The sequence below is a fragment of the Streptomyces sp. NBC_01012 genome, from assembly GCF_045162755.1.
In the GTDB taxonomy this organism is placed as follows: domain Bacteria; phylum Actinomycetota; class Actinomycetes; order Streptomycetales; family Streptomycetaceae; genus Streptomyces.
Genome location: NZ_CP108688.1, coordinates 2,606,557 through 2,627,394, shown reverse-complemented (window position 1 = coordinate 2,627,394; position 20,838 = coordinate 2,606,557). Strand labels below are relative to the sequence as shown.

Below are 20,838 nucleotides of genomic sequence, written 5' to 3'. Positions count from 1 at the left end.
CGCCCACAGCCACCCGCGACCCGGCCGCCGGGAGGGCCGGCCACCGCGTCCACGACACGGCACAGCGAGGCACGGCGCGGCGCGACACGGCGCGACACGGCCGGAAGCCGTCGCCCGGTCAGGTGGCGACGGCTTCCGTACCGCTGGGACCGTTCGGGCGGTCCCCGCTGCTGGGCCGGTCCCAGCCGGCGGTGGCGGGGATCCGGCCGGTCTCAGCCGGCGGTGGTGCGGGGCAGCTCGCGGGAGCGGCCGAGGGAGCCCAGCCACTCGGCGGAGGGGCGCGCGGTCCGCTCGAAGGTCTCCCAGTCCACGCCGATCAGGCCGAAGGTCGGGGTGAAGGAGCCCCACTCGTAGTTGTCCAGGGCGCTCCAGGCCAGGTAGCCCTGGACGTTCAGCCCGTCCTCGATCGCGGCGGCCACCTCGTTCAGCGCGCCCGTGTAGTAGGCGACGCGGCGGGTGTCGTCGGAGGTCGCGATGCCGTTCTCCGTGACGATCAGCGGCACGTCGGCACCGACGACCTCGGCGGTGTGGCGCAGGGCGTACCCGACGGCGGCCGGGTAGTACTCCCACTGCGTGAGGGTGCGCTCGACGCCGTCGGACGTGGGGACCGGTCCTTCGGGGCCGATCTCCGTACGGGTGTAGGACTGGACGCCGATCCAGTCGTCGCCCCTGGCGGCCTCGATGAAGACGTCCTCGCGCGGGTGGCGGTAGGCGGCGGTGACGTCCTCGGCGCCGGGGCGCGCCTGGTAGACCTGGTTGGCGATGGTCCAGCCGACCTGGATGCCGGCGTCGAGCGCCCGGACCTCCTTCACGGCCGCGTGGTGCGCGGCGATGACGGCCTCGGTGGTCTCCTCGTCCGGGGTGGGCAGCCCGGCGGGCGGGAAGCCGATGTCGCCGCGCTTCGCCTGACCGGCCATCACGGCGATCATGTTCGGCTCGTTGATCGTGCAGACATGGCTGACGCCATCGGAGATCACCGGTGCGCAGGCAGCGACGTACCGGGCGAAGAGCTCGGTGGCGCCGTGCGCCGTCCAGCCGCCGCGCGCCTCGAACCACTGCGGCACGGTGAAGTGGTGCAGGGTGACCATGGGGCGCAGCCCGCGGGCGATGGCGCCCTCGACCATGCGACGGTAGTGGGCCAGCTCGGCCCGGGAGAACCGGCCTTCGAGGGGCTCGATACGCGCCCACTCGATGGAGAACCGGTAGTCGGTGAAGCCGAGCGAAGCCAGCAGGTCCATGTCCTCGGTCCAGCGGTGGTAGCTGTCGCAGGCGTCCAGGCTCGGCTCCTGGATGTGGGTGCCGGTGGAGTGCTCCTTGACCCACCAGTCGCTGTCGGTGTTGTTGCCCTCGATCTGGTGGGCGGCAGTGGAGGCGCCCCACAGGAAGCCTTCGGGGAACGGGACCGTCGTCGGGGTGTGCGTCATCGCGAAACGTCTTTCTCTTACGTGCTCTTACGTGAAGCCGAGGGGTACGGCCTCGTGCCTCGTGGATCTGCGGAGGGCGGCCGGGCTATTTCATGCCGGCGGTGGCGATGCCCTGGGTGAAGTGCCGCTGCAGGGCGATGAAGAGGATCAGCACCGGCAGGACGACCAGGAAGGCTCCGGCCATCAGCATGCCGTTGGAGCCGCCCGCCTTGTTGGGGTCGGTCGCGAAGGTGGCCAGCGCGACCGGGAGCGTGTATTTGTCCGGGTCGTTGGTCGCGATCAAGGGCCAGACGAAGTTGTTCCAGGAACCGAGGAAGGTGAAGATCGACAGCGTCGCGAGAGCGGGCTTCACCAGCGGCATGACGATCCGCCAGAAGATGTACCACTCACCCGCGCCGTCCATCCGGGCCGCTTCCAGCAGCTCGTCCGGGATCGACTGCATGAACTGCCGCATCAGGAAGACGCCGAACGCCCCGGCCGCGAAGGGCAGTACGAGACCGGCGTACGAGTCGATCAGCTTCATCTTGCTCATCAGCACGAACAGCGGCAGCAGCATCAGGTTGCCGGGCACCATCAGAGCACCCAGCACCACCCCGAAGATCTTGTTGCGGCCGACGAACCTCAGCTTGGCCAGCGCGTATCCGAGCATCGAGCAGAACACCAGGTTCGAGACGGTGACCAGCACCGCCACGATCACGGAGTTCATGAAGTAGAGCGGCAGATCCAGCTTGTCCAGCAGCTGCCGGAAGTTCTCCAGGGTCCACTCGGTGGGGATCCACACCGGGGGACTGGCGGAGAGCTCGCTCGTCGTCTTGAAGGACGACAGGGCCATCCACAGGAACGGCGCCGACATGATCAGCAGGCCCACCGAGAGCAGGACGTAGACCAGGGGACGCCTGAGGTTCCTGGACGTGCGCGTGGGTGCCGTCCGCAGGGCACCGGGTGCTTCGCCGACGGTCATTTGGTGTTGTCCTTCAGCAGTCGGAGCTGCAGCACCGTGATGCCCATGATCACCACGAAGAGCACGTACGCCATGGCGCTCGCGTAGCCCATGTGGAAGAAGTTGAAGCCCTCGCGGTACATGTTCAGCGACACGGTGAGCGTGGAGTCGGAGGGACCGCCCTGCGTCATCACGAACGGCTCCTCGAAGACGTTGAGATAGCCGATGGTCGTGATCACGGTGGCGTAGAGCAGGGTGGGCCGCAGCAGCGGAACCGTGATTCCGCGGAACTCCTGCCACATCCCCGCGCCGTCGAGCCGCGCGGCCTCCCTGACCTCGGTCGGGATGGCCTGGAGGCCCGCGATGAACAGCACCATGACCGTGCCGACGTTGCGCCAGACGGCCATCGCGATCATCGACGGCATGGCGAGCGCCTCGGAGCCCAGGAAGTCCGGTGCGGTGAGGCCCACTTCGGAGAAGAGGCCCGCGACGAGTCCGTCGCTCGGGTCGAGGACGAACCGCCACACCACGGCGACCGCCACGATCGTGGTGACCACCGGGGCGTAGAAACCGACCCGGAAGAAGGTCCTCGCCCGGTCGATGCCGTTGTTCAGCAGCACGGCGACGACCAGCCCGACGGCAATGGTCAGCGGGACGCCCACCACGACGAAGTACGCCGTGTTGAAGAGCGACTTGAGGAACTTCTCGTCGCCGAACAGCTGGACGTAGTTGTCGAAGCCGACGAAGTTCGCTTCCCAGGGACGCGTGACGTTACGCAGTCCGAAGTCCGTGAAACTCATCAGCAGTGTGGCGACGATGGGGAACGCCATGAAGACGGTGAACAGGACGAGGAACGGGGTGGAGAACAGCCACCCTGCCGCGTTCTGCACTCCCATCTTCGAGCGCTTGACGCGCTTCTGCTCATCCTGGCCCGCCCGGGGCGGGGGAGCCCCCGGGCCGTCCTTCACCTCGGCCTGCCGCGCGGCCCCTGCGGTCGTGGTGCCCATGGCTACTGCTTCACGAGGCCTTCGATCTCGGACTGCGCGGTCTTCAGCGCGTCCTCGGCGGAGGCCTTGCCCTGCGTCACCTTGGCGATCGCCTGGTCGACCTTGTCAGTGATCTCCGTCAGCGAGGCCGAGGACGGCGAGGACTTGGCGGTGTCCATCTGCTTTCTGAAGACCTGGAGGCTCGCGTCGTCGGCGAGCTTGCCGGAGTCCCAGGCCGCGGTGTTCGCGGGAAGGTCCTTGGTGCGCTCGTACCAGTCGGCCTGGCCCTCGGTGTCCGTGAGGTACTTGACGAAGGCCGTCGCCGCGGCCTTGTGCTCACTGTCCTTGGAGACCACCAGCGATGAGCCGCCCGCCATGGAGGCGGAGGTCTTGTCGGCGGGTACGGGGGCCACGGCCCACTTGCCCTTGATCTGCGGCTGGCCCTCGTCGAGGAGCGTGACGTGCCAGGGGCCGCCGAAGAACATGGGGACGCGGCCGTTGCCGAAGTCCTTCACGACGTCGTAACCGGGCTGCACCGACTTGTTGGAGAGGCCCTTGTCGAAGTACGCGCCGTACTCCTTCAGCGCGCTGACGGCCTCCGGGCTGTCGATGACCGCCTCGCCCTTGTCGTCGACGATCGCGCCGCCGGCGGAGTAGAGGAAGGGGTAGAAGTTCTGCACCGTGTCCAGACCGCTCGGCTGGATGGACAGGCCCCACCTGGTGCCGGCCTTCTTCTGGTACGCGGTCGCCAGGGCCCGCATCTCCTGCCAGTCGGCGGGCGCCTTGTCGACGCCGGCCTTCTTCGCCAGGTCGGTGCGGTAGTAGAGGACCCGGGTGTCGACGTACCACGGCACGCCGTACGCGGTGCCGTCCACCTCGCCCTGGTTCCAGCCGGCCGGGAAGAAGTCCTTCTTGTCGAAGGTCTTCGTGTCGACCGGCTCCAGGACGCCGAGCTCGGCGAACTCTCCCATGTAGCTGCCGCCCATCTGCGCCACGTCCGGCATGGTCCCGGCCGCGGCGGCGGAGACGAGCTTCTGGTGGGCGACGTCCCAGCCGACCGGGGTCACCTTCACGGTGACGTTGGGGTGGGCCTTCTCGTACACCTCGGCCACCTCGGCGAGCTTCTCGCCCTCGGCCCCCATGGCCCAGACGGTGAGCGTCTGCTTCGCGTCCGCGGCGACGTCGTCACCGCCGGAGCTGCCGCAGGCGGAGATGCCGAGGGCGAGCGCCACGGTGAGGGCGGCGGAGGCGGTTCTGGCGGTGCGGGACATGGAGGGCTCCTCCTCGAGCAATCCGAATGTATGCGCTGCCTGTAAGCGCATACATCACTCTGCGGCAGTTGTCCGGCAATCCGCAAGGGGGTGCTGGGTCACACTCGTGCAACGTGCTCGACACCTGAGGGGGCCCGGCGGTGGACCCGTGAGGTCCGACGCTGGAACCGTAAGCACACCGTTTGCGGATTTGAAGTGGATGTGACCGATTCCGCTTATTTGGCGGGATTGCGGGCTCCGGGGCGGCCTCGGCACGGGCGGACGGAGGCCTTACTGTCCTGGTCATGGCTTCGTTCGTGCACGACTTCCCCTTCGACCCCGCCTACGGCCGGACGCTGGACGAACTGCTGCGCATACCGGCGCCCGCGCCGCCCGAGGACTTCGCAGCCTTCTGGACGGCCCGGCACGGTGAGGCGCGCGCGGTCGACACGGCTCCCGAGGTCGGCCCGGCCGAGGAGGAGCGCGACGGGGTCCGGCTGCACGGCGTGACCTTCACGTCCGTCGGCGGCGTACGGCTCGGTGGCTGGCTCGCGCTGCCCGCCGGGGGCCCGGCGGAGCACGGCTTCGTGATCGGGCACGGGTACGGCGGCCGCCGGGCCACGGGGCCCGATGTGCCGCTGCCGCTGCCCAGGGCCGCCGCGATCCTGCCCTGCGTACGCGGCATGGGCTCCCGCGGCCTGCTGCCCGGCGTCCCGGACGAGGCCGCGGGGCACGTCCTGCACGGCATCGGATCGCGCGACACGTATGTCATCGGCGACTGCGTGGCCGACCTGTGGTGCGCGGCATCGGCGCTCCAGGAGCTGCTGCCCGAGCTCGCGGGGCCCGGCCGGCTCGGCTACCTCGGGGAGAGTTTCGGCGGCGGGCTCGGGGCTCTCGCGCTGCCCTGGGACGAACGGTTCGCCGCCGCGCAGCTCACCGTGCCGACGTTCGGGAACCATCCGCTGCGGCTGACCCTGCCCTGCGTCGGCAGCGGGGAGTCCGTACGCGCCCACCACCGCGAGCACCCCGGGGTGACGGAGGTGCTGGCGTACTTCGACGCGGCGACGGCCGCCGCGCGACTGGAGCGGCCGACGCTGGTGGCCGCGGCGCTGTTCGACCCGTCGGTACCGCCGCCGGGCCAGTTCGCCGTATACAACGCGCTGCCCGGCCACCGGGAGCTGATGGTGCTGCGGGCGGGGCACTTCGCGTACCCGCGGATCGTGGCGGAGAGCGCGGAACTGACCGCGCGCCGCGAGCGCTTCTTCGGGAGGTGGCTCGGGGGCGCGTGAGACGCCCGGGGCGACGTCGGTCAGGTGCAGCCGCAGCTCGCCCGGCGGGCCAGGGAGACCGGTAGCTCCAGGGACACCGGGTCGCGGCTCGGTTCTGCGAGGCGTTGCACCAGCAATTCCACCGCCTGCTCGCCCAGCTGCCGTATCGGCTGCCGCACCGTCGTGAGCGACGGGCGCACGATCCGGCTCAGCGGAATCCCGTCGAAGCCGGTCACGGCGAGGTCATCGGGCACCCGCACCCCCCGCCGCTCCAGCGCGCGCAGCGCTCCCACCGCCATCTGGTCGTTGGCGAAGAGCATCGCGTCGGGGCGTTCGGCGCCCCGGTCGAGCAGGGCCTCGGCGGCCCGGGCGCCCTCGGCCCGCGTCATCATCTGCGTCCGCAGGTCCGGTGCGTCAGGGACCGGCAGCCCGGCATCGCGGCAGGCGTCCCGGAAGCCGCCGAACCGGGCCTCGGCGTCGGGGGATTCGGGGTCACCGCCGACGAAGGCGAGCCGGCGCAGCCCGTGGTCCTCGATCAGATGCCGGGCCAGCTCCCGCTCTCCGGCGGCGTTCGCGACGACGATGTGGTCGAGGTGGTCGATCTCGCGCGGCCCCGCGAGCATCACGACCGGAAGCCGACGCGATATCACCTCGAGATCCTCGGTCGGCACGGTCTGTGCCAGCACGGCGAAGCCGTCCACCCGCCCCGCCACCTTCGCGACGAGGCTCTCGGGGCCGCCCTGGAGGGAGGCGGCGATCAGCAGGGCGTAGCCGTGGCGGCGGGCCGCCCGCTCCATCCCCCGGATGATCTGGTCGGAGTACAGCATGGCGGCGTCGTCGGCCCCGCTGCCCGGCTCGGCGTCGCTCTCCGCATCGGCTTCGGCGTCCGGGTCGGAGTAGTCGGGGAAACAGAGCCCGAGCACTCCGGTGGTGCGGCTGGCCAGTCCACGAGCGTTCCCGCTCGGCACATAGCCGAGCGCGCGGGCCGCCTCCAGCACCCTTTCGCGCGTCTGCGCGCGTACCGAGTCGGGGTTGCGGTAGACGCGGGAGACCGTGGCGATCGAGACGCCCGACCGTTCGGCGACGTCGTACACCGTGGGGGCGCTCACTCGACCGACCGTCCGCTTCTTCGTGCTTCTCCGTACACAGCACCCGCTGCTGCGGGTGGTGGCCCTCTTCTGACTCCTGAAAGCGCATTCACCCTAGAGCGCGGGTCCGGCGGCGGGCAACAGCGGCCCTGCCCGGCGAGCCTCGTCTCACCCGCACGGTCCGCCCCCGCCCGCTCTCCGCCGACTTTGCCGAACAATAGACAGGCTGCCTTGCAAGATGCCCTGTCCATCTTTAGCGTGGAGAACATGTCCGGAACGTCCGAGAACCCCGAGAGCGCGGCCCCGCAAGGCCCCGTCGACCCGACGGCCGAGCAGGTGGCGACGGATCTCGCGGCCGTGGTCGGCCGCCTGCTCAGGCGGCTGCGGAGCTCGTCGGCGGACAGTTTGCTCACCCCGTCCCAGCGCTCGGTCCTCGCCAGGCTCGAGGACGGCGGCCCGGCCACCACCGCGGCGCTTGCCAGGGCCGAGCTGGTGCGCCCCCAGTCGATGCGGCTCACCCTCGGCGCGCTGGAGAGCCAGGGATGCGTCACCCGCGCCCCCGACCCCACGGACGGCCGCAAGTCGGTCGTGTCGGTCACGGAGCGGGGGAGCGCCGTCCTGGCCTCGGTGCGGGCCGCCAAGCGTGGCTGGCTGGCCGACGCGATCACCGGTGAACTGGACGGAGCGGAACGCCGTACGCTCGCCGAGGCCGTCGATCTCATCGCCCGTCTGGTCGACAAGTGACCGATCGTGTGAGGGCCCTGCCCACCGGCGCACCGCCGGCGGAACCCGGGCCCGCGGCCCTGCCGACCGGACCTGGAGCAGGGCTCGGGCCCCGACCGGAACCGGAACCTGGACCAGGGCCAGGACCTCGGCCAGAGTCAGGGTCGGGGCCAGGACCAGGTACCGGTCCAGGGCCAGGACCCCGCCCCGGATTCAGCGCACGGCTCACCGCGCCACTGCTGATGGGCTCCCTGCTCAACCCGCTCAACACCACGATGATCTCCACGGCCCTGGTGTCCATCGGGCACACCTTCGCCATCGGCGCCGCCGACACCGCCTGGCTGATCTCCGTCCTCTACCTCGCCAGCGCCGTGGCCCAGCCGGTACTCGGCAAGCTCGCCGACACCCTCGGCCCGCGCCGGGTCTTCCTGGCCGGCCTGGTCGTCGTGGTGGTGTCCGGTCTTGTCGGCACGCTGGCCCCCGGTTTCGGCACGCTGATCGTCTCCCGGCTGCTCCTCGGCATCGGCACGTCGGCCGCCTACCCGGCGGCCATGGCCGTCCTGCGCGACGAGTCGCGACGGCTCGGCCGTCCCACCCCGCGCCCCGTACTCGCCAGGCTCTCCTTCGCCGCCCTGGGCAGCGCAGCCGTCGGCCCCGCGCTCGGAGGGCTGCTCGTGTCGGTCGTCGGCTGGCGCGGCATCTTCGCGGTCAACGTGCCGGTCGCACTGCTCGCCTTCGGAGCCGCGCTGCGCTGGGTCCCGGCCGACCCGCCGCGCGAGCGGGCCGCCGACGGAAGCGCGCCGAAACTCTCGCTCGACCCGCTGGGCATCGGCCTGTTCACCACCGCGCTGACGGTGCTGGTCTTCTTCCTGCTCGACCTCGCCCACCCGCAGTGGTGGCTGCTCGCACCCTTCGCGGTGCTGACAGTGGTCCTGGTGCGGTGGCAGCTGCGTACCCCGCGGCCGTTCATAGACATCAGGATGCTCGCGGGCAACGGCGCCCTGGCGCGTACGTACGCACGCCACGGCCTCAGCTATCTGCTGATCTACTGCGTCATGTACGGCTACACGCAGTGGCTGGAGGAGGCCCGGGGCTTCTCCTCGGGGCACGCCGGGCTGCTGATGCTGCCGATGTCGGTCACCGCGCTGGTCTGTTCGCTGGTCGGCGCCCGCACGAAGGGCCTGCGCGCCCCGCTCACGGTGGCCTGTCTTCTGCTCACCGTCGGCGCCGGAATCCTGGTGTTCCTCTCCGGTGACACCCCGCTTGCCGTCCTGCTGCTCGCCGGAGCGTGCTTCGGCGCCCCGCAGGGGCTCATCGGCACGAGCAACCAGGCGGCCGTCCAGGCCTACGCGCCCCCCGGGAACATCGGCGCCGCCGCCGGGCTCCAGCGCACCGCCCAGTACATCGGTGCCATCACGGCGTCCAGCCTGATCGCCCTCGCCTACGCCGACGCGGCGAGCGACTCGGGGCTGCACCTCATGGCGGCGGTCTCGGTCGTCCTGGCCGTCCTGCTGACCGTCCTGACCCTCACCGACCGCGCCCTGCGCGCACGTACCTGAACCCGTCCGAACCCCGAACCCGCACACGAACACCAACAGCACCACCGACAGCAACAAGGAGCACGCACATGACCGCCACCGTCCTGGACCCCCGGACCGCACTCGTCGTCGTCGACCTGCAGAAGGGCATCGTCGGCCTCCCGGCCGCCCACCCGACCGCGGACGTCGTCGCCCGCTCGGTGACACTCGCCGACGCCTTCCGCGCCAAGGACCTCCCGGTCTTCCTGGTCCGTGTGACAGGCGGGGCCCCCGGTCGTAACGAGGGCCGCGCCCCGGCGGGCAAGCCCGCGGCCGACTGGGCCGAGATCGTGCCCGAGCTCGGCCCGCTCGACAGCGACATCGTCATCACCAAGCAGCAGTGGGGCGCCTTCCACGGCACCGCGCTCGACCTTGAACTGCGCCGCCGCGGCATCACCCAGGTCGTGGTCACCGGAGTCGCCACCAGCATCGGCGTCGAGTCCACCGCACGCGCGGCGCACGAGCACGGCTACCACGTCACCGTCGCCACGGACGCCGTCACCGACATGGACGCCGAGGCCCACAACAACAGCATCGAGAAGATCTTCCCGAGGCTCGGCGAGACCGACACCACCGAGGCGATCGTCAAGCTCCTGGGCTGACCGCAGCCGGGCCGTCCCGGCGGCAGGGGCCGCACGGGTGACTTCTGTCGCCCCACCGGCCGTGTCTGCCTCCCTCCCGCGCGTGCAGGTGCTTTCAGTGGATAAGCGAATCAGTCTGATCAACAGCAAATGCCACCAGAAAGCATCATCCGGTCCATTCCGGTACGGGATGGACCGGGCCGGCCCCGGAGGTATCAGCCATGGCCCACGTCGGCGTCCCACGCGGGACGGCCCGAAAGCGCCGCTCGGTCGCGCTCCTGGCGACAGGTGTGCTCACGATCCCGGCGCTGGCGGGCTGCAGCTCGGACAGTGACGGACCCACCGCGGTGGCCGTCCCGCAGGACATCGCCCCGGTCTCCCGGGACCGGGTGGCCGACGGCTCCACCCTCAACTGGGCGATCGACGCGGTCCCCGCCACCCTCAACGCCTTCCAGGCCGACGCCGACCAGGCCACCAACCGCATCACCGGTGCCCTGCTGCCCTCCCTCTTCCCGCTGGACGCGCGAGGGGAGCCCAAGCTCAACCCCGACTATCTGGAGTCGGCGAAGGTCATCGAGCAGGAGCCCAGGCAGGTCGTCCTCTACAAGCTCAACCAGCAGGCCGTGTGGAGCGACGGCCGGGAGATCGGGGCGCCCGACTTCGTCGCCCAGTGGCGGGCCCTGAGCGGCAAGGACTCGGCCTTCTGGACCGCGCGCAACGCGGGCTACGAGCGGATCGAGAAGATCGAGCGCGGCAAGGACGACCTCCAGGTCCGGGTCACCTTCGCCAAGCCGTACGCGGACTGGCGCTCGCTCTTCTCGCCGCTGTACCCGAAGGAGGTGACCGGTTCGCCCGGCACCTTCAACGACGGCGCCAGGGCCACCCTGAAGAACACCGCGGGGCCGTTCAGGCTGCGCGGTGTCGACAAGGACAAGGGGACGGTCGTACTCGACCGGAACCCGCGCTGGTGGGGCAACGAGGCAAAGCTGAAGTCCCTGGTCTTCCGCGCCGTGGACCCCAAGGACCGCGCCGGCGCACTGACCGACGGCACGGTGGACGTCGCCGACATCGACGCCCCGACGGCGAACAGCGTCGTCCGGGCGGCCCGCTACAGCAGCGGGAACGGCTCGCCGCCCGCCCACGGCCCGGGAGCCGACATCACCCCGGCCGCGGCCCTGCGGTCCTGGGCCCTGGCCCACGGCTCGGACGAGGAAGCGGCCGAGGCGGCGCAGGCCGCACGCGACAAGAACCGGAAGGCCGTCGCGGTGTACGCCGCCGAGCAGAAGGCGCTGCGCGGTTTCGCCGTACGCAAGTCCCTGGAGCCCGCCTACACACAGCTCGCGCTGAACGGTGAGTCCGGGCCCCTCTCCGACGACCGGGTACGGCGTGCCATCGCCCGCACCCTGGACCGCCAGGAGCTCGCCGACGCGGTGCTGAAGCCGCTCGGCCTGCCCGCGCAGCCGCCCGGCAGCCACCTCGCCCTGGCCGGGCAGCCCGGGTACAAGGACGGCAGCGGTGCGCTCGGTGACCAGGACCCCAAGGAGGCGCAGGCCCTGCTGGCCGACGCCGGATGGACGCCGGGCGGCGCCCGCAAGGCCGCGGACACCAAGGCGGGCAGCGAGGCGGACAAGAAGGCCGACGAGGAGAAGGCCGAAGACGAGGACGGCAAGAAGGCCGACGACGAGAAGACCGAGGGCAAGGCGGCCGAGGAGAAGGCCGAGAAGAAGGCCGAGGAGAAGAAGGCGGCCGAGAAGAAGGACGCCGAGGAGGACGACAAGGCCTCGCGCGACGAGGGGCTGTACATCGTCGGCGACGACAAGCCGGGTGACCGCCCCGCCGACGGCGCCGGAGTCGTCAGCCAGGACAAGCCGGGCGGCGCAGCGGGCGCCTACGCCCCCGCCGGTACGCCCGCACCGGCCCCCGCCGCGGCCAAGCAGCGTCTCGGCAAGGCCGGCAAGCCGCTGACCCTCCGCTTCGTCCTGCCCTCGGGCCCCGGATCGCAGCCGCTGCGCGCCGTCGGGGAGAAGATCGCCGCGATGCTGGACTCGATCGGCATCAGCACGCAGATCACCAAGGTCGACGACGCGAGCTACTTCAAGGACCACATCGCCTCGGGCGACTACGACATGGCGCTGTACTCCTGGCCCGCCACCGCCTATCCGGCGACCGACGGCCGGCCGATCTTCGCCAAGCCCGAGCCCGCCACCGACGGCTCGCTGCTCGTCGAGCAGAACTACACCCGGGTCGGCTCGGACCACATCGACCAGTTGTTCGACCGAGCGGTCTCCGAGCTCGACGACAACGCCTCCAGGGACCTCCTGAAGCAGGCCGACGCCCGGATCTGGGCCGCGGCGGGATCGATTCCGCTGTATCAGAGGCCACAGTTGGTCGCCGTCGACAAGAAGCTGGCGAACATCGGTGCCTTCGGCTTCGCCGCACCCCGCTACGAGGACATCGGATTCACCGGGGCACAAGCGGCAGGTTCTCCCGCGAATCGGAAGAAGTAGCAGGTCAAAGCCATATTCAAAGCTCAGATACAGCTCAAGTCCCTTGCCCGCCGGAGCCCCGGCGGGCAAGGTGGTGTCTGCCCAGACCCGGGCCGCTCGTCCTCCCACACCCCCCTTGCCGTCCGGCCGCTCAGCGGCTTGACGATGGCGTAATACCGGTTGAATACCGGCCGAATCCTTGTCGCTTCCCCGCCCCGAGGATCGAGCCGGGAAGCCCCGGACCCATCGGGCCCGTACCATTGACCGAGCCGTGGCGTGCCGCCCGGCGGGCGTACGAGGACTCGAGACCGACTGAGACGCCTGATCCCACGATCCGAGAGAAGCGCAAGCCACCCATGCCCACGCGCCACGACATCCGTAACGTAGCCATCGTCGCCCACGTCGACCACGGCAAGACCACGCTGGTCGACGCCATGCTCAAGCAGGCGGGCGCCTTCGCCGCCCACGCCGCCGAGAACCTCGACGAACGCATGATGGACTCGAACGACCTGGAGCGTGAGAAGGGCATCACGATCCTGGCCAAGAACACGGCCGTGAAGTACCACCCGAAGGATGGCGGCGACGTCATCACCATCAACATCATCGACACCCCCGGCCACGCCGACTTCGGCGGCGAGGTCGAGCGCGGTCTGTCGATGGTGGACGCGGTCGTCCTGCTCGTGGACGCCTCCGAGGGGCCGCTCCCGCAGACCCGCTTCGTGCTCCGCAAGGCGCTCGACGCCAAGCTGCCGGTCATCCTCTGTGTCAACAAGACGGACCGTCCCGACTCCCGGATCGCCGAGATCGTCGACGAGACCTACGACCTCTTCCTGGACCTCGACGCCGACGAGGACCAGATCGAGTTCCCCATCGTCTACGCCTGCGCCCGTGACGGCGTCGCCTCGCTGACCAAGCCCGAGGACGGCACCGTCCCGCAGGACAGCGACAACCTGGAGCCCTTCTTCAGCACGATCCTCTCCGCGGTCCCCGCGCCCGAGTACGACGAGGACGCCCCGCTCCAGGCCCACGTCACCAACCTGGACGCCGACAACTTCCTCGGCCGTATCGCGCTGTGCCGCGTCGAGCAGGGCGAGCTGCGCAAGGGCCAGACGGTCACCTGGATCAAGCGCGACGGTACGCAGTCCAACGTGCGCATCACCGAGCTGCTGATGACGGAGGCGCTCACCCGTAAGCCCGCCGAGAAGGCGGGCCCCGGCGACATCTGCGCCATCGCCGGTATCCCGGACATCATGATCGGCGAGACCCTGGCCGACCCCGAGAACCCGATCGCGCTGCCGCTGATCACGGTGGACGAGCCGGCCATCTCGATGACCATCGGCGCCAACACCTCGCCGCTCGTCGGCAAGGGCGGCAAGGGCCACAAGGTCACCGCCCGGCAGATCAAGGACCGCCTGGACCGCGAGCTGATCGGTAACGTCTCGCTCCGTGTCCTGGACACCGAGCGCCCCGACGCCTGGGAGGTGCAGGGCCGTGGTGAGCTGGCGCTCGCCATCCTGGTCGAGCAGATGCGCCGCGAGGGCTTCGAGCTGACGGTCGGAAAGCCGGAGGTCGTCACCAAGCAGATCGAGGGCAAGACGCACGAGCCGATCGAGCGCATGACCATCGACTCCCCCGAGGAGCACCTCGGCGCCATCACGCAGCTGATGGCGACCCGTAAGGGCCGTATGGAGACGATGACGAACCACGGTTCGGGCTGGGTCCGCATGGAGTGGATCGTGCCCTCCCGCGGCCTCATCGGCTTCCGTACGGAGTTCCTGACCCAGACCCGTGGCACGGGTATCGCGCACTCCATCTTCGAGGGCCACGAGCCGTGGTTCGGTGACCTGCGCACCCGTCACAACGGCTCGCTGGTGGCGGACCGTGCGGGCGTCGTGACGCCGTTCGCGATGGTCAACCTCCAGGAGCGCGGTGTCATCTTCACGGAGGCCACCACCGAGGTCTACGAGGGCATGATCATCGGCGAGAACTCGCGCGCCGACGACATGGACGTGAACATCACCAAGGAGAAGAAGCTCACCAACATGCGTGCGGCGTCCGCGGACACCACGGAGAACGTGGTGCCGGCCCGCAAGCTGTCGCTGGAGCAGTCCCTGGAGTTCTGCCGTGACGACGAGTGCATCGAGGTGACCCCGGAGACCGTGCGTATCCGCAAGGTCGTCCTGGACCAGAAGCAGCGTGGCCGCACCGCCTCGCGCGCGAAGAACGGCTGACCTGGCGCGTACGGCCCGCCCGGGCACGCGAACGGCCAGAATGAGCCATTGACATGAGGCCTGGACCCCCGCAGACACTGTGGGGGTCCAGGCCTTTCGTCAACCGGTTATTCCGACCGAGGTGTCCGCATATCGTGCGTCGCTCTCCGGAACATGTGTTAACGGTCCGTTTCGGGGGTGTCTGTCTGGGATCACTTTGTCCGGATTTCGGGCAACCGTGGCCTGTCGATGTTGTCAAACCGAGACCCTTTAAGTGTGGTTTACAGCCCGGTGTTACTTAATAGTTGGCTCCATTGAGCTCGGGTCAATGGGTCGACGCACTGTGGGGAGTGCGGACTCACGAGCACACTCGGGGCACTGCGAACGATCGCCGTCAGGGGTGTCGGTGGATCTCTACAGTGCCCCTCTTGTAGTCAGAAGTGGACTCATGAGGAGGAAACCCATGCGCGGTGCCAAGAGCGCCAAGTGGGTCGCGGGAGCGGCAATCATCGCCCTGGCCGCGACCGCCTGTGGCGGGGGCGACAGTGACGACAACAGCGGCGCCTCGACGGAGAAGGGCAAGCCCGCGGGCTACGTCTCCGTCGACGTCGGCGAGCCGCAGAAGCCGCTGATCCCGGCCGACACCAACGAGTCGCTCGGCAGCTACGTGATCCAGGCGCTGTTCACCCAGCTGCTTGAGTTCGACGCCAAGGGCGAGATCGTCTACACGAACGCGGAGTCCGTGAAGTCGGACGACAACAAGACGTGGACGGTGAAGCTCAAGCCCGGCTGGAAGTTCCACGACGGCACCCCGGTCACGTCCGAGTCCTACATCAAGGCGTGGAACTGGTACGCCAACATCAAGAACAACCAGCAGAACGCCTTCTGGTTCGAGGACATCAAGGGTTACGAGGACGTCCACCCGGCCAAGGGTGACCCCAAGAGCCAGGAGATGTCCGGTCTGAAGGCCGTGGACGACACCACCTTCACGATCGAGCTCGACAAGCAGGTCCCGTACTTCGAGTACAAGCTCGGCTACTACACCTTCGCCCCGCTGCCCGAGGTGTTCTACAAGGACACCAAGGCCTTCGGTCAGGCGCCGGTCGGCAACGGCCCCTACGTCTTCGAGAAGTGGGACCACAAGAAGCTCATCCGCGTCAAGGCCAACCCTGACTACACGGGTCCGAACAAGGCCAAGAACAAGGGCATCCTGTTCAAGAACTACGCGACCGTCGAGGCCGCGTACCAGGACCTCCTCTCCGGCAACCTGGACATGATCCGCCAGATCGGCCCGAAGGACCTCCCGAAGTACAAGACGGACCTCGGCGACCGTACGATCGAGGAGCCCTACGCGGCCGTCCAGTCGATCGTCCCGACGTTCTACTCGAAGACCTTCAAGGACATCGACCCGAAGGTCATCCAGGGTCTGTCCATGGGTATCGACCGCGAGACGATCACCAAGACCGTCCTCAACGGCACCCGTGAGCCCTCCACCAGCTTCACGCCTCCGGGCGTCGCCGGTAACCAGAAGCTGGACACCGACGTGCTCACCTTCAACCCGGCCAAGGCCAAGAAGATGGTCAAGGACAACGGTGGCGTCCCGGGCAACAAGCTCTGGATCCAGTACAACGCCGACGGTGGCCACAAGGAGTGGGTGACCGCGGTCTGCGAGTCCATCCGCAACTCGACCGGGGTCGACTGCATCCCGGACGCCAAGCCGGACTTCCAGACCGACCTGGAAGCGCGTGACAACAACGAGGTCAAGTCGATGTACCGCGGCGGCTGGGTCGCCGACTACCCGCTGAACGTCAACTTCATGCGGGAGCTGTACGGCACCACGGCCGAGGCCAACAACGGACACTTCTCCGACAAGGACGTCGACGCCGCCTTCAAGAAGGGCGACAACGCCGACACCCTGGACGACTCGATCAAGGCGTACCAGGACGCGGAGAAGCTCCTCCTCGACAAGATGCCGGCGATCCCGCTCTGGGACTACAAGATCAACGGTGGCTACGGCAAGTCCGTCGACAACGTCGGGATCGACTACCGCGGCGACTACGTCATGACCGACGTGACCGTCAAGTAACACTCGCCTGAGGGCCCCCACTCGGCCATCAGCCGCCCACACAGGCAGTAGGTCCCGGGGGGCCGCTCTCCGTACCCGGAGAGCGGCCCTTCGGGCTGCTTTATCCCTTTCGGAGGCAAACATGGGGCGTTATGTCGCACGGCGACTGCTCCAGATGATCCCGGTCTTCCTCGGATCAACCTTGCTGGTCTTCGCCATGATGTACGCGCTGCCCGGCGACCCCGTGCGCGCGCTCGCGGGTGAACAGACCGTCGACCCGGCACAGATCGCGGCCATGAAGCAGAAGCTCGGCCTCGATCTGCCGCTGTGGCATCAGTACTGGAACTACCTCACCGGTCTCTTCCAGGGTGATTTCGGCACCCAGATCGCCAGCGGGCGACAGGTCTCCGACATCATCGCGGAGTCGTTCCCCATCACGGTCAGACTGGCGCTGTTCGCCTTCATCTTCACGGTCGTCGTCGGTATCACCATGGGCGTCTTCGCGGGGCTGAAGGCCGACACCTTCCGCGACCGCGGACTGCTCCTGCTGACGCTCGTCCTCATCTCGGTCCCGTCGTTCGTGCTCGGCTTCCTCGGCCAGTACTTCTTCGCCTTCCAGCTCGGCTGGGTCGATCCCAACGTGAGCGCGGAAGCGAACTGGAGCGAGTTGTTCCTGCCCGCTGTCGTCCTCGGGTCGCTGTCGCTCGCCTATGTGGCACGACTGACCCGTACGTCGGTGGCGGAGAACCTGCGCTCCGACTACATGCGCACCGCCGTCGCCAAGGGCCTGCCGCGACGCCGTATCGTGGGTATCCACCTGATGCGGAACTCGATGATCCCCGTGGTCACCTTCCTCGGCACCGACCTGGGTGCGCTGCTCGGCGGCGCGGTCATCACCGAGGGAATCTTCAACGTCAAGGGCATCGGCTTCACCGTCTTCGACGCCCTCAAGCACCGCGAGGGGGCCACCGTGGTCGGCATCGTGACGCTGATCGTCATCGTCTACCTCGTCACCAGCCTGCTCGTCGACCTGCTCTACGCGGTCCTGGACCCGAGGATCCGTTATGCCTGAGATGCTGAAGAAAACCACCGAGGCCGAGACCACCGAGGCGCCGGACGTGGTCCCCGCGACCCCGAGCGTCGGCAAGCCCCGCAGCCTGTGGTCGGACGCCTGGCACGACCTGCGGCGCAGCCCGCTGTTCGTCGTCTCGGCCGTCCTGATCTTCTTCCTGCTGGTGATGGCGATAGCCCCGAGCCTGTTCACCGGTGCGGACCCGCGGTACGCGGACCTGGCCCACCACTACCTGCAGAAGCCCAGGTGGGGGAACTTCTTCCAGGAGGACTGGTTCGGTTACGACGTCCAGGGCCGCTCGATCTACGCGCGTGTCGTCTACGGCGCCCGCTACTCGATCATGGTCGCCGTGATCGTCACCGTGCTCGTCACGGTCCTGGGCGCGGTCGTCGGCATGCTCGCCGGCTACTTCGGCGGCTGGGTCGACACGATCCTGTCCCGTGTCACCGACATCTTCTTCGGTGTGCCCTTCATCCTCGGCGCGATGGTCATCCTGACGTCGTTCGAGGAGCGTCACGTCTGGGTCGTCATCCTGTCGCTGGCCTTCCTCGGCTGGACCCAGATCGCCCGTGTCGCACGCGGCTCGGTCCTGACGATCAAGCAGGCGGACTACGTGGTGGCGGCCAAGGCGCTCGGCGCCTCGACCAGCCGCATCCTGCTCCGCCACATCCTGCCCAACGCGATGGCCCCGGTGATCGTGGTCGCCACCATCGCGCTCGGCGGCTACATCTCGGCCGAGGCCTCGCTGTCCTTCCTGGGCATCGGCCTCGCCGAACCGGCCGTGTCGTGGGGTGTCGACATCTCCTCCGGTCAGGAGCAGCTGCGTAACGCCGCGTTCGTCCTGATCATCCCGTCGGTCATGGTGTCGATCACCGTTCTGGCGTTCATCATGCTCGGCGATGCGGTGCGCAACGCCCTCGATCCCAAGCTGCGCTGAGGGAGGCGTACATGACCATCATCGACAAGACGGCGGATGTTCCTGCTCCGCGTGGTTCGAGCGACGAGAGCGGCCCGCTGCTCGAAGTCCGCGATCTGCACGTGGAGTTCCACACCCGCGACGGCGTCGTCAAGGCCGTCAACGGAGTCAACTACAGCGTCGGCGCGGGCGAGACCCTCGCCGTGCTCGGCGAGTCCGGCTCGGGCAAGTCCGTGACCGCCCAGGCGGTCATGGGCATCCTGGACATGCCTCCCGGCAGCATTCCGCAGGGCGAGATCCTCTTCCGCGGTCAGGACATGCTCAAGATGTCCAACGAGGAGCGCCGGCAGATCCGCGGCCAGAAGATCGCCATGATCTTCCAGGACGCGCTCTCCTCGCTGAACCCGGTCCTCTCCGTCGGGTACCAGCTCGGCGAGATGTTCCGTGTGCACCAGGGCCTGTCCCGCAAGGACGCCAAGGCCAAGGCCATCGAGCTGATGGACCGGGTGCGCATCCCGGCGGCCAAGGAGCGGGTCGGCGACTACCCGCACATGTTCTCCGGCGGTATGCGCCAGCGCATCATGATCGCGATGGCGCTGGCCCTTGAGCCCGACCTGATCATCGCGGACGAGCCCACCACCGCGCTCGACGTGACCGTCCAGGCCCAGGTGATGGACCTGCTCGCGGAGCTCCAGCGCGACTTCAACATGGGGCTGATCCTGATCACGCACGACCTCGGCGTGGTCGCCGACGTCGCCGACAAGATCGCCGTGATGTACGCGGGCCGGATCGTCGAGACCGCTCCGGTCCACGAGATCTACAAGCGCCCCGCGCACCCGTACACCAAGGGCCTGCTGGAGTCGATCCCGCGCCTGGACCAGAAGGGCCAGGAGCTCTACGCGATCAAGGGCCTGCCGCCCAACCTGCTGCACGTGCCGTCCGGCTGTGCTTTCAACCCGCGCTGCACGGTGGCGCAGGACATCTGCCGTACGGACATCCCGGCGCTGCGCCCGGTGACCGAGCAGGACGGCACCGAGCTGGTCGGCCGCGGCAGCGCCTGCCACTTCTGGAAGGAGACGATCCATGGCTGAGCTCGGCAAGGAGTCCGTGGACGCCACCCCGAACGTCACCGACGCGGAGACGGTCGACGCCGCCACCGAGTCGGAGGCCGTGGCCGCCCTGGACGCCCCGGTGTCCCAGGGTGAGCCGATCCTCCAGGTGCGCAACCTGGTCAAGCACTTCCCGCTGACCCAGGGCATCCTGTTCAAGAAGCAGGTCGGCGCGGTCAAGGCCGTGGACGGGATCTCGTTCGACCTCTACCAGGGCGAGACCCTCGGCATCGTGGGCGAGTCCGGCTGCGGCAAGTCCACGGTCGCCAAGCTCCTGATGACGCTGGAGCGGGCCACCGCGGGTGAGGTCTTCTACAAGGGCCAGGACATCACCAAGCTGTCCGGGCGTGCGCTGAAGGCCGTGCGCCGCAACATCCAGATGGTGTTCCAGGACCCGTACACCTCGCTGAACCCGCGTATGACGGTCGGCGACATCATCGGCGAGACCTTCGAGATCCACCCGGAGGCGGCCCCGAAGGGTGAGCGGCGGCGCAAGGTCCAGGACCTGCTGGACGTCGTCGGTCTGAACCCGGAGTACATCAACCGCTATCCGCACCAGTTCTCGGGCGGCCAGCGTCAGCGCATCGGGATCGCCCGCGGCCTCGCGCTCAACCCCGAGATCATCATCTGCGACGAGCCGGTCTCCGCGCTCGACGTGTCGGTGCAGGCGCAGGTCATCAACCTGATGGAGAAGCTCCAGGACGAGTTCAACCTCTCCTACCTCTTCATCGCGCACGACCTGTCGATCGTCCGGCACATCTCGGACCGGGTCGGTGTGATGTACCTGGGCAAGATGGCCGAGATCGGTTCCGACACGCAGATCTACGACCACCCGACGCACCCCTACACCCAGGCGCTGCTCTCGGCGGTCCCCGTCCCCGACCCGGACGCCCGTGACGGACGCGAGAGGATCATCCTCTCGGGTGACGTCCCCTCGCCGGCGAACCCGCCGTCGGGCTGCCGCTTCCGTACCCGGTGCTGGAAGGCCGAGGACAAGTGCGCCACGGAGATGCCACTGCTGGCGATCCCCGAGCGCTTCAAGACCTCGGACACGCCGGCCGCGCACGAGTCGGCGTGCCACTTCGCCGAGGAGCGCGACGTGGTGCACGCGGCGTAGCGCGTACAGCCCGAACCAGGACGCCC

At 68.8% G+C, this 20,838-nt stretch carries 16 protein-coding genes; 11 read left to right on the top strand and 5 right to left on the bottom strand.

The features are described 5' to 3' along the window. Positions 1-212: 212 nt before the first annotated feature. From OG623_RS11460 to OG623_RS11445, 4 genes are all read right to left on the bottom strand, one after another. Positions 213-1,424: a glycoside hydrolase family 1 protein gene (locus tag OG623_RS11460; RefSeq protein ID WP_406146151.1), complete on the bottom strand. Its 1,212-nt coding sequence runs from the start codon at positions 1,422-1,424 to the stop codon at positions 213-215. Between the two features lie 85 nt (positions 1,425-1,509). Then, the gene (locus OG623_RS11455) at positions 1,510-2,385 is read right to left on the bottom strand and encodes a carbohydrate ABC transporter permease (protein ID WP_406146150.1); all 876 of its coding nucleotides are present in this window, start codon (positions 2,383-2,385) and stop codon (positions 1,510-1,512) included. Then, positions 2,382-3,371, bottom strand: coding sequence for a carbohydrate ABC transporter permease (locus OG623_RS11450; protein ID WP_406146149.1), 990 nt, complete (start codon positions 3,369-3,371; stop codon positions 2,382-2,384). Before OG623_RS11450 ends, OG623_RS11455 begins: the two co-directional genes overlap by 4 nt. Before the next feature lie 2 nt (positions 3,372-3,373). Beyond that, the gene (locus tag OG623_RS11445; protein WP_406146148.1) at positions 3,374-4,621 is read right to left on the bottom strand and encodes a sugar ABC transporter substrate-binding protein; all 1,248 of its coding nucleotides are present in this window, start codon (positions 4,619-4,621) and stop codon (positions 3,374-3,376) included. A 284-nt stretch (positions 4,622-4,905) separates the two neighbouring features. On the opposite strand from OG623_RS11445, the gene OG623_RS11440 reads away from it, so the two are divergent. Then, the gene (locus tag OG623_RS11440) at positions 4,906-5,889 is read left to right on the top strand and encodes an acetylxylan esterase (protein ID WP_406146147.1); all 984 of its coding nucleotides are present in this window, start codon (positions 4,906-4,908) and stop codon (positions 5,887-5,889) included. A 20-nt stretch (positions 5,890-5,909) separates the two neighbouring features. Here OG623_RS11440 and OG623_RS11435 read toward each other — a convergent pair whose 3' ends face one another. Continuing rightward, positions 5,910-6,977 carry a LacI family DNA-binding transcriptional regulator gene (locus OG623_RS11435; RefSeq protein ID WP_406146146.1) on the bottom strand — a complete coding sequence of 356 codons (1,068 nt, stop codon included), beginning with the start codon at positions 6,975-6,977 and terminating at the stop codon, positions 5,910-5,912. Between the two features lie 246 nt (positions 6,978-7,223). Between OG623_RS11435 and OG623_RS11430 the strand changes: the two genes are divergently transcribed. The 10 genes from OG623_RS11430 (at position 7,224) to OG623_RS11385 (ending at position 20,812) form a co-directional block, all read left to right on the top strand. Next, the gene (locus OG623_RS11430) at positions 7,224-7,700 is read left to right on the top strand and encodes a MarR family winged helix-turn-helix transcriptional regulator (RefSeq protein WP_406146145.1); all 477 of its coding nucleotides are present in this window, start codon (positions 7,224-7,226) and stop codon (positions 7,698-7,700) included. A 59-nt stretch (positions 7,701-7,759) separates the two neighbouring features. Continuing rightward, the gene (locus OG623_RS11425; protein ID WP_406151782.1) at positions 7,760-9,238 is read left to right on the top strand and encodes an MFS transporter; all 1,479 of its coding nucleotides are present in this window, start codon (positions 7,760-7,762) and stop codon (positions 9,236-9,238) included. Between the two features lie 68 nt (positions 9,239-9,306). After that, complete coding sequence (locus tag OG623_RS11420; RefSeq protein ID WP_406146144.1) at positions 9,307-9,858, top strand: isochorismatase family protein; 552 nt, start codon at positions 9,307-9,309, stop codon at positions 9,856-9,858. A gap of 200 nt (positions 9,859-10,058) precedes the next feature. Continuing rightward, positions 10,059-12,344, top strand: coding sequence for an ABC transporter family substrate-binding protein (locus OG623_RS11415; RefSeq protein WP_406146143.1), 2,286 nt, complete (start codon positions 10,059-10,061; stop codon positions 12,342-12,344). A 335-nt stretch (positions 12,345-12,679) separates the two neighbouring features. Beyond that, positions 12,680-14,554, top strand: a complete 1,875-nt coding sequence (gene typA, locus OG623_RS11410) for a translational GTPase TypA (protein WP_406146142.1) — start codon at positions 12,680-12,682, stop codon at positions 14,552-14,554. A gap of 442 nt (positions 14,555-14,996) precedes the next feature. Next, on the top strand, positions 14,997-16,619 hold the full coding sequence (locus OG623_RS11405; RefSeq protein ID WP_406146141.1) for an ABC transporter substrate-binding protein: 1,623 nt from the start codon (positions 14,997-14,999) through the stop codon (positions 16,617-16,619). Positions 16,620-16,740: 121 nt separating this feature from the next. Next, positions 16,741-17,670, top strand: coding sequence for an ABC transporter permease (locus tag OG623_RS11400; RefSeq protein WP_406146140.1), 930 nt, complete (start codon positions 16,741-16,743; stop codon positions 17,668-17,670). Then, a complete protein-coding gene (locus OG623_RS11395; protein WP_406146139.1) occupies positions 17,663-18,607 on the top strand; it encodes an ABC transporter permease in 945 nt (314 codons plus the stop codon). The genes OG623_RS11400 and OG623_RS11395 overlap by 8 nt, the downstream gene beginning before the upstream one ends. Positions 18,608-18,618: 11 nt before the next feature. Further along, positions 18,619-19,677 (top strand): ABC transporter ATP-binding protein, encoded by a 1,059-nt coding sequence (locus OG623_RS11390; protein WP_406146138.1) that lies wholly within the window; start codon positions 18,619-18,621, stop codon positions 19,675-19,677. After that, complete coding sequence (locus tag OG623_RS11385; protein WP_406146137.1) at positions 19,670-20,812, top strand: ABC transporter ATP-binding protein; 1,143 nt, start codon at positions 19,670-19,672, stop codon at positions 20,810-20,812. Before OG623_RS11390 ends, OG623_RS11385 begins: the two co-directional genes overlap by 8 nt. Positions 20,813-20,838: the final 26 nt, after the last annotated feature.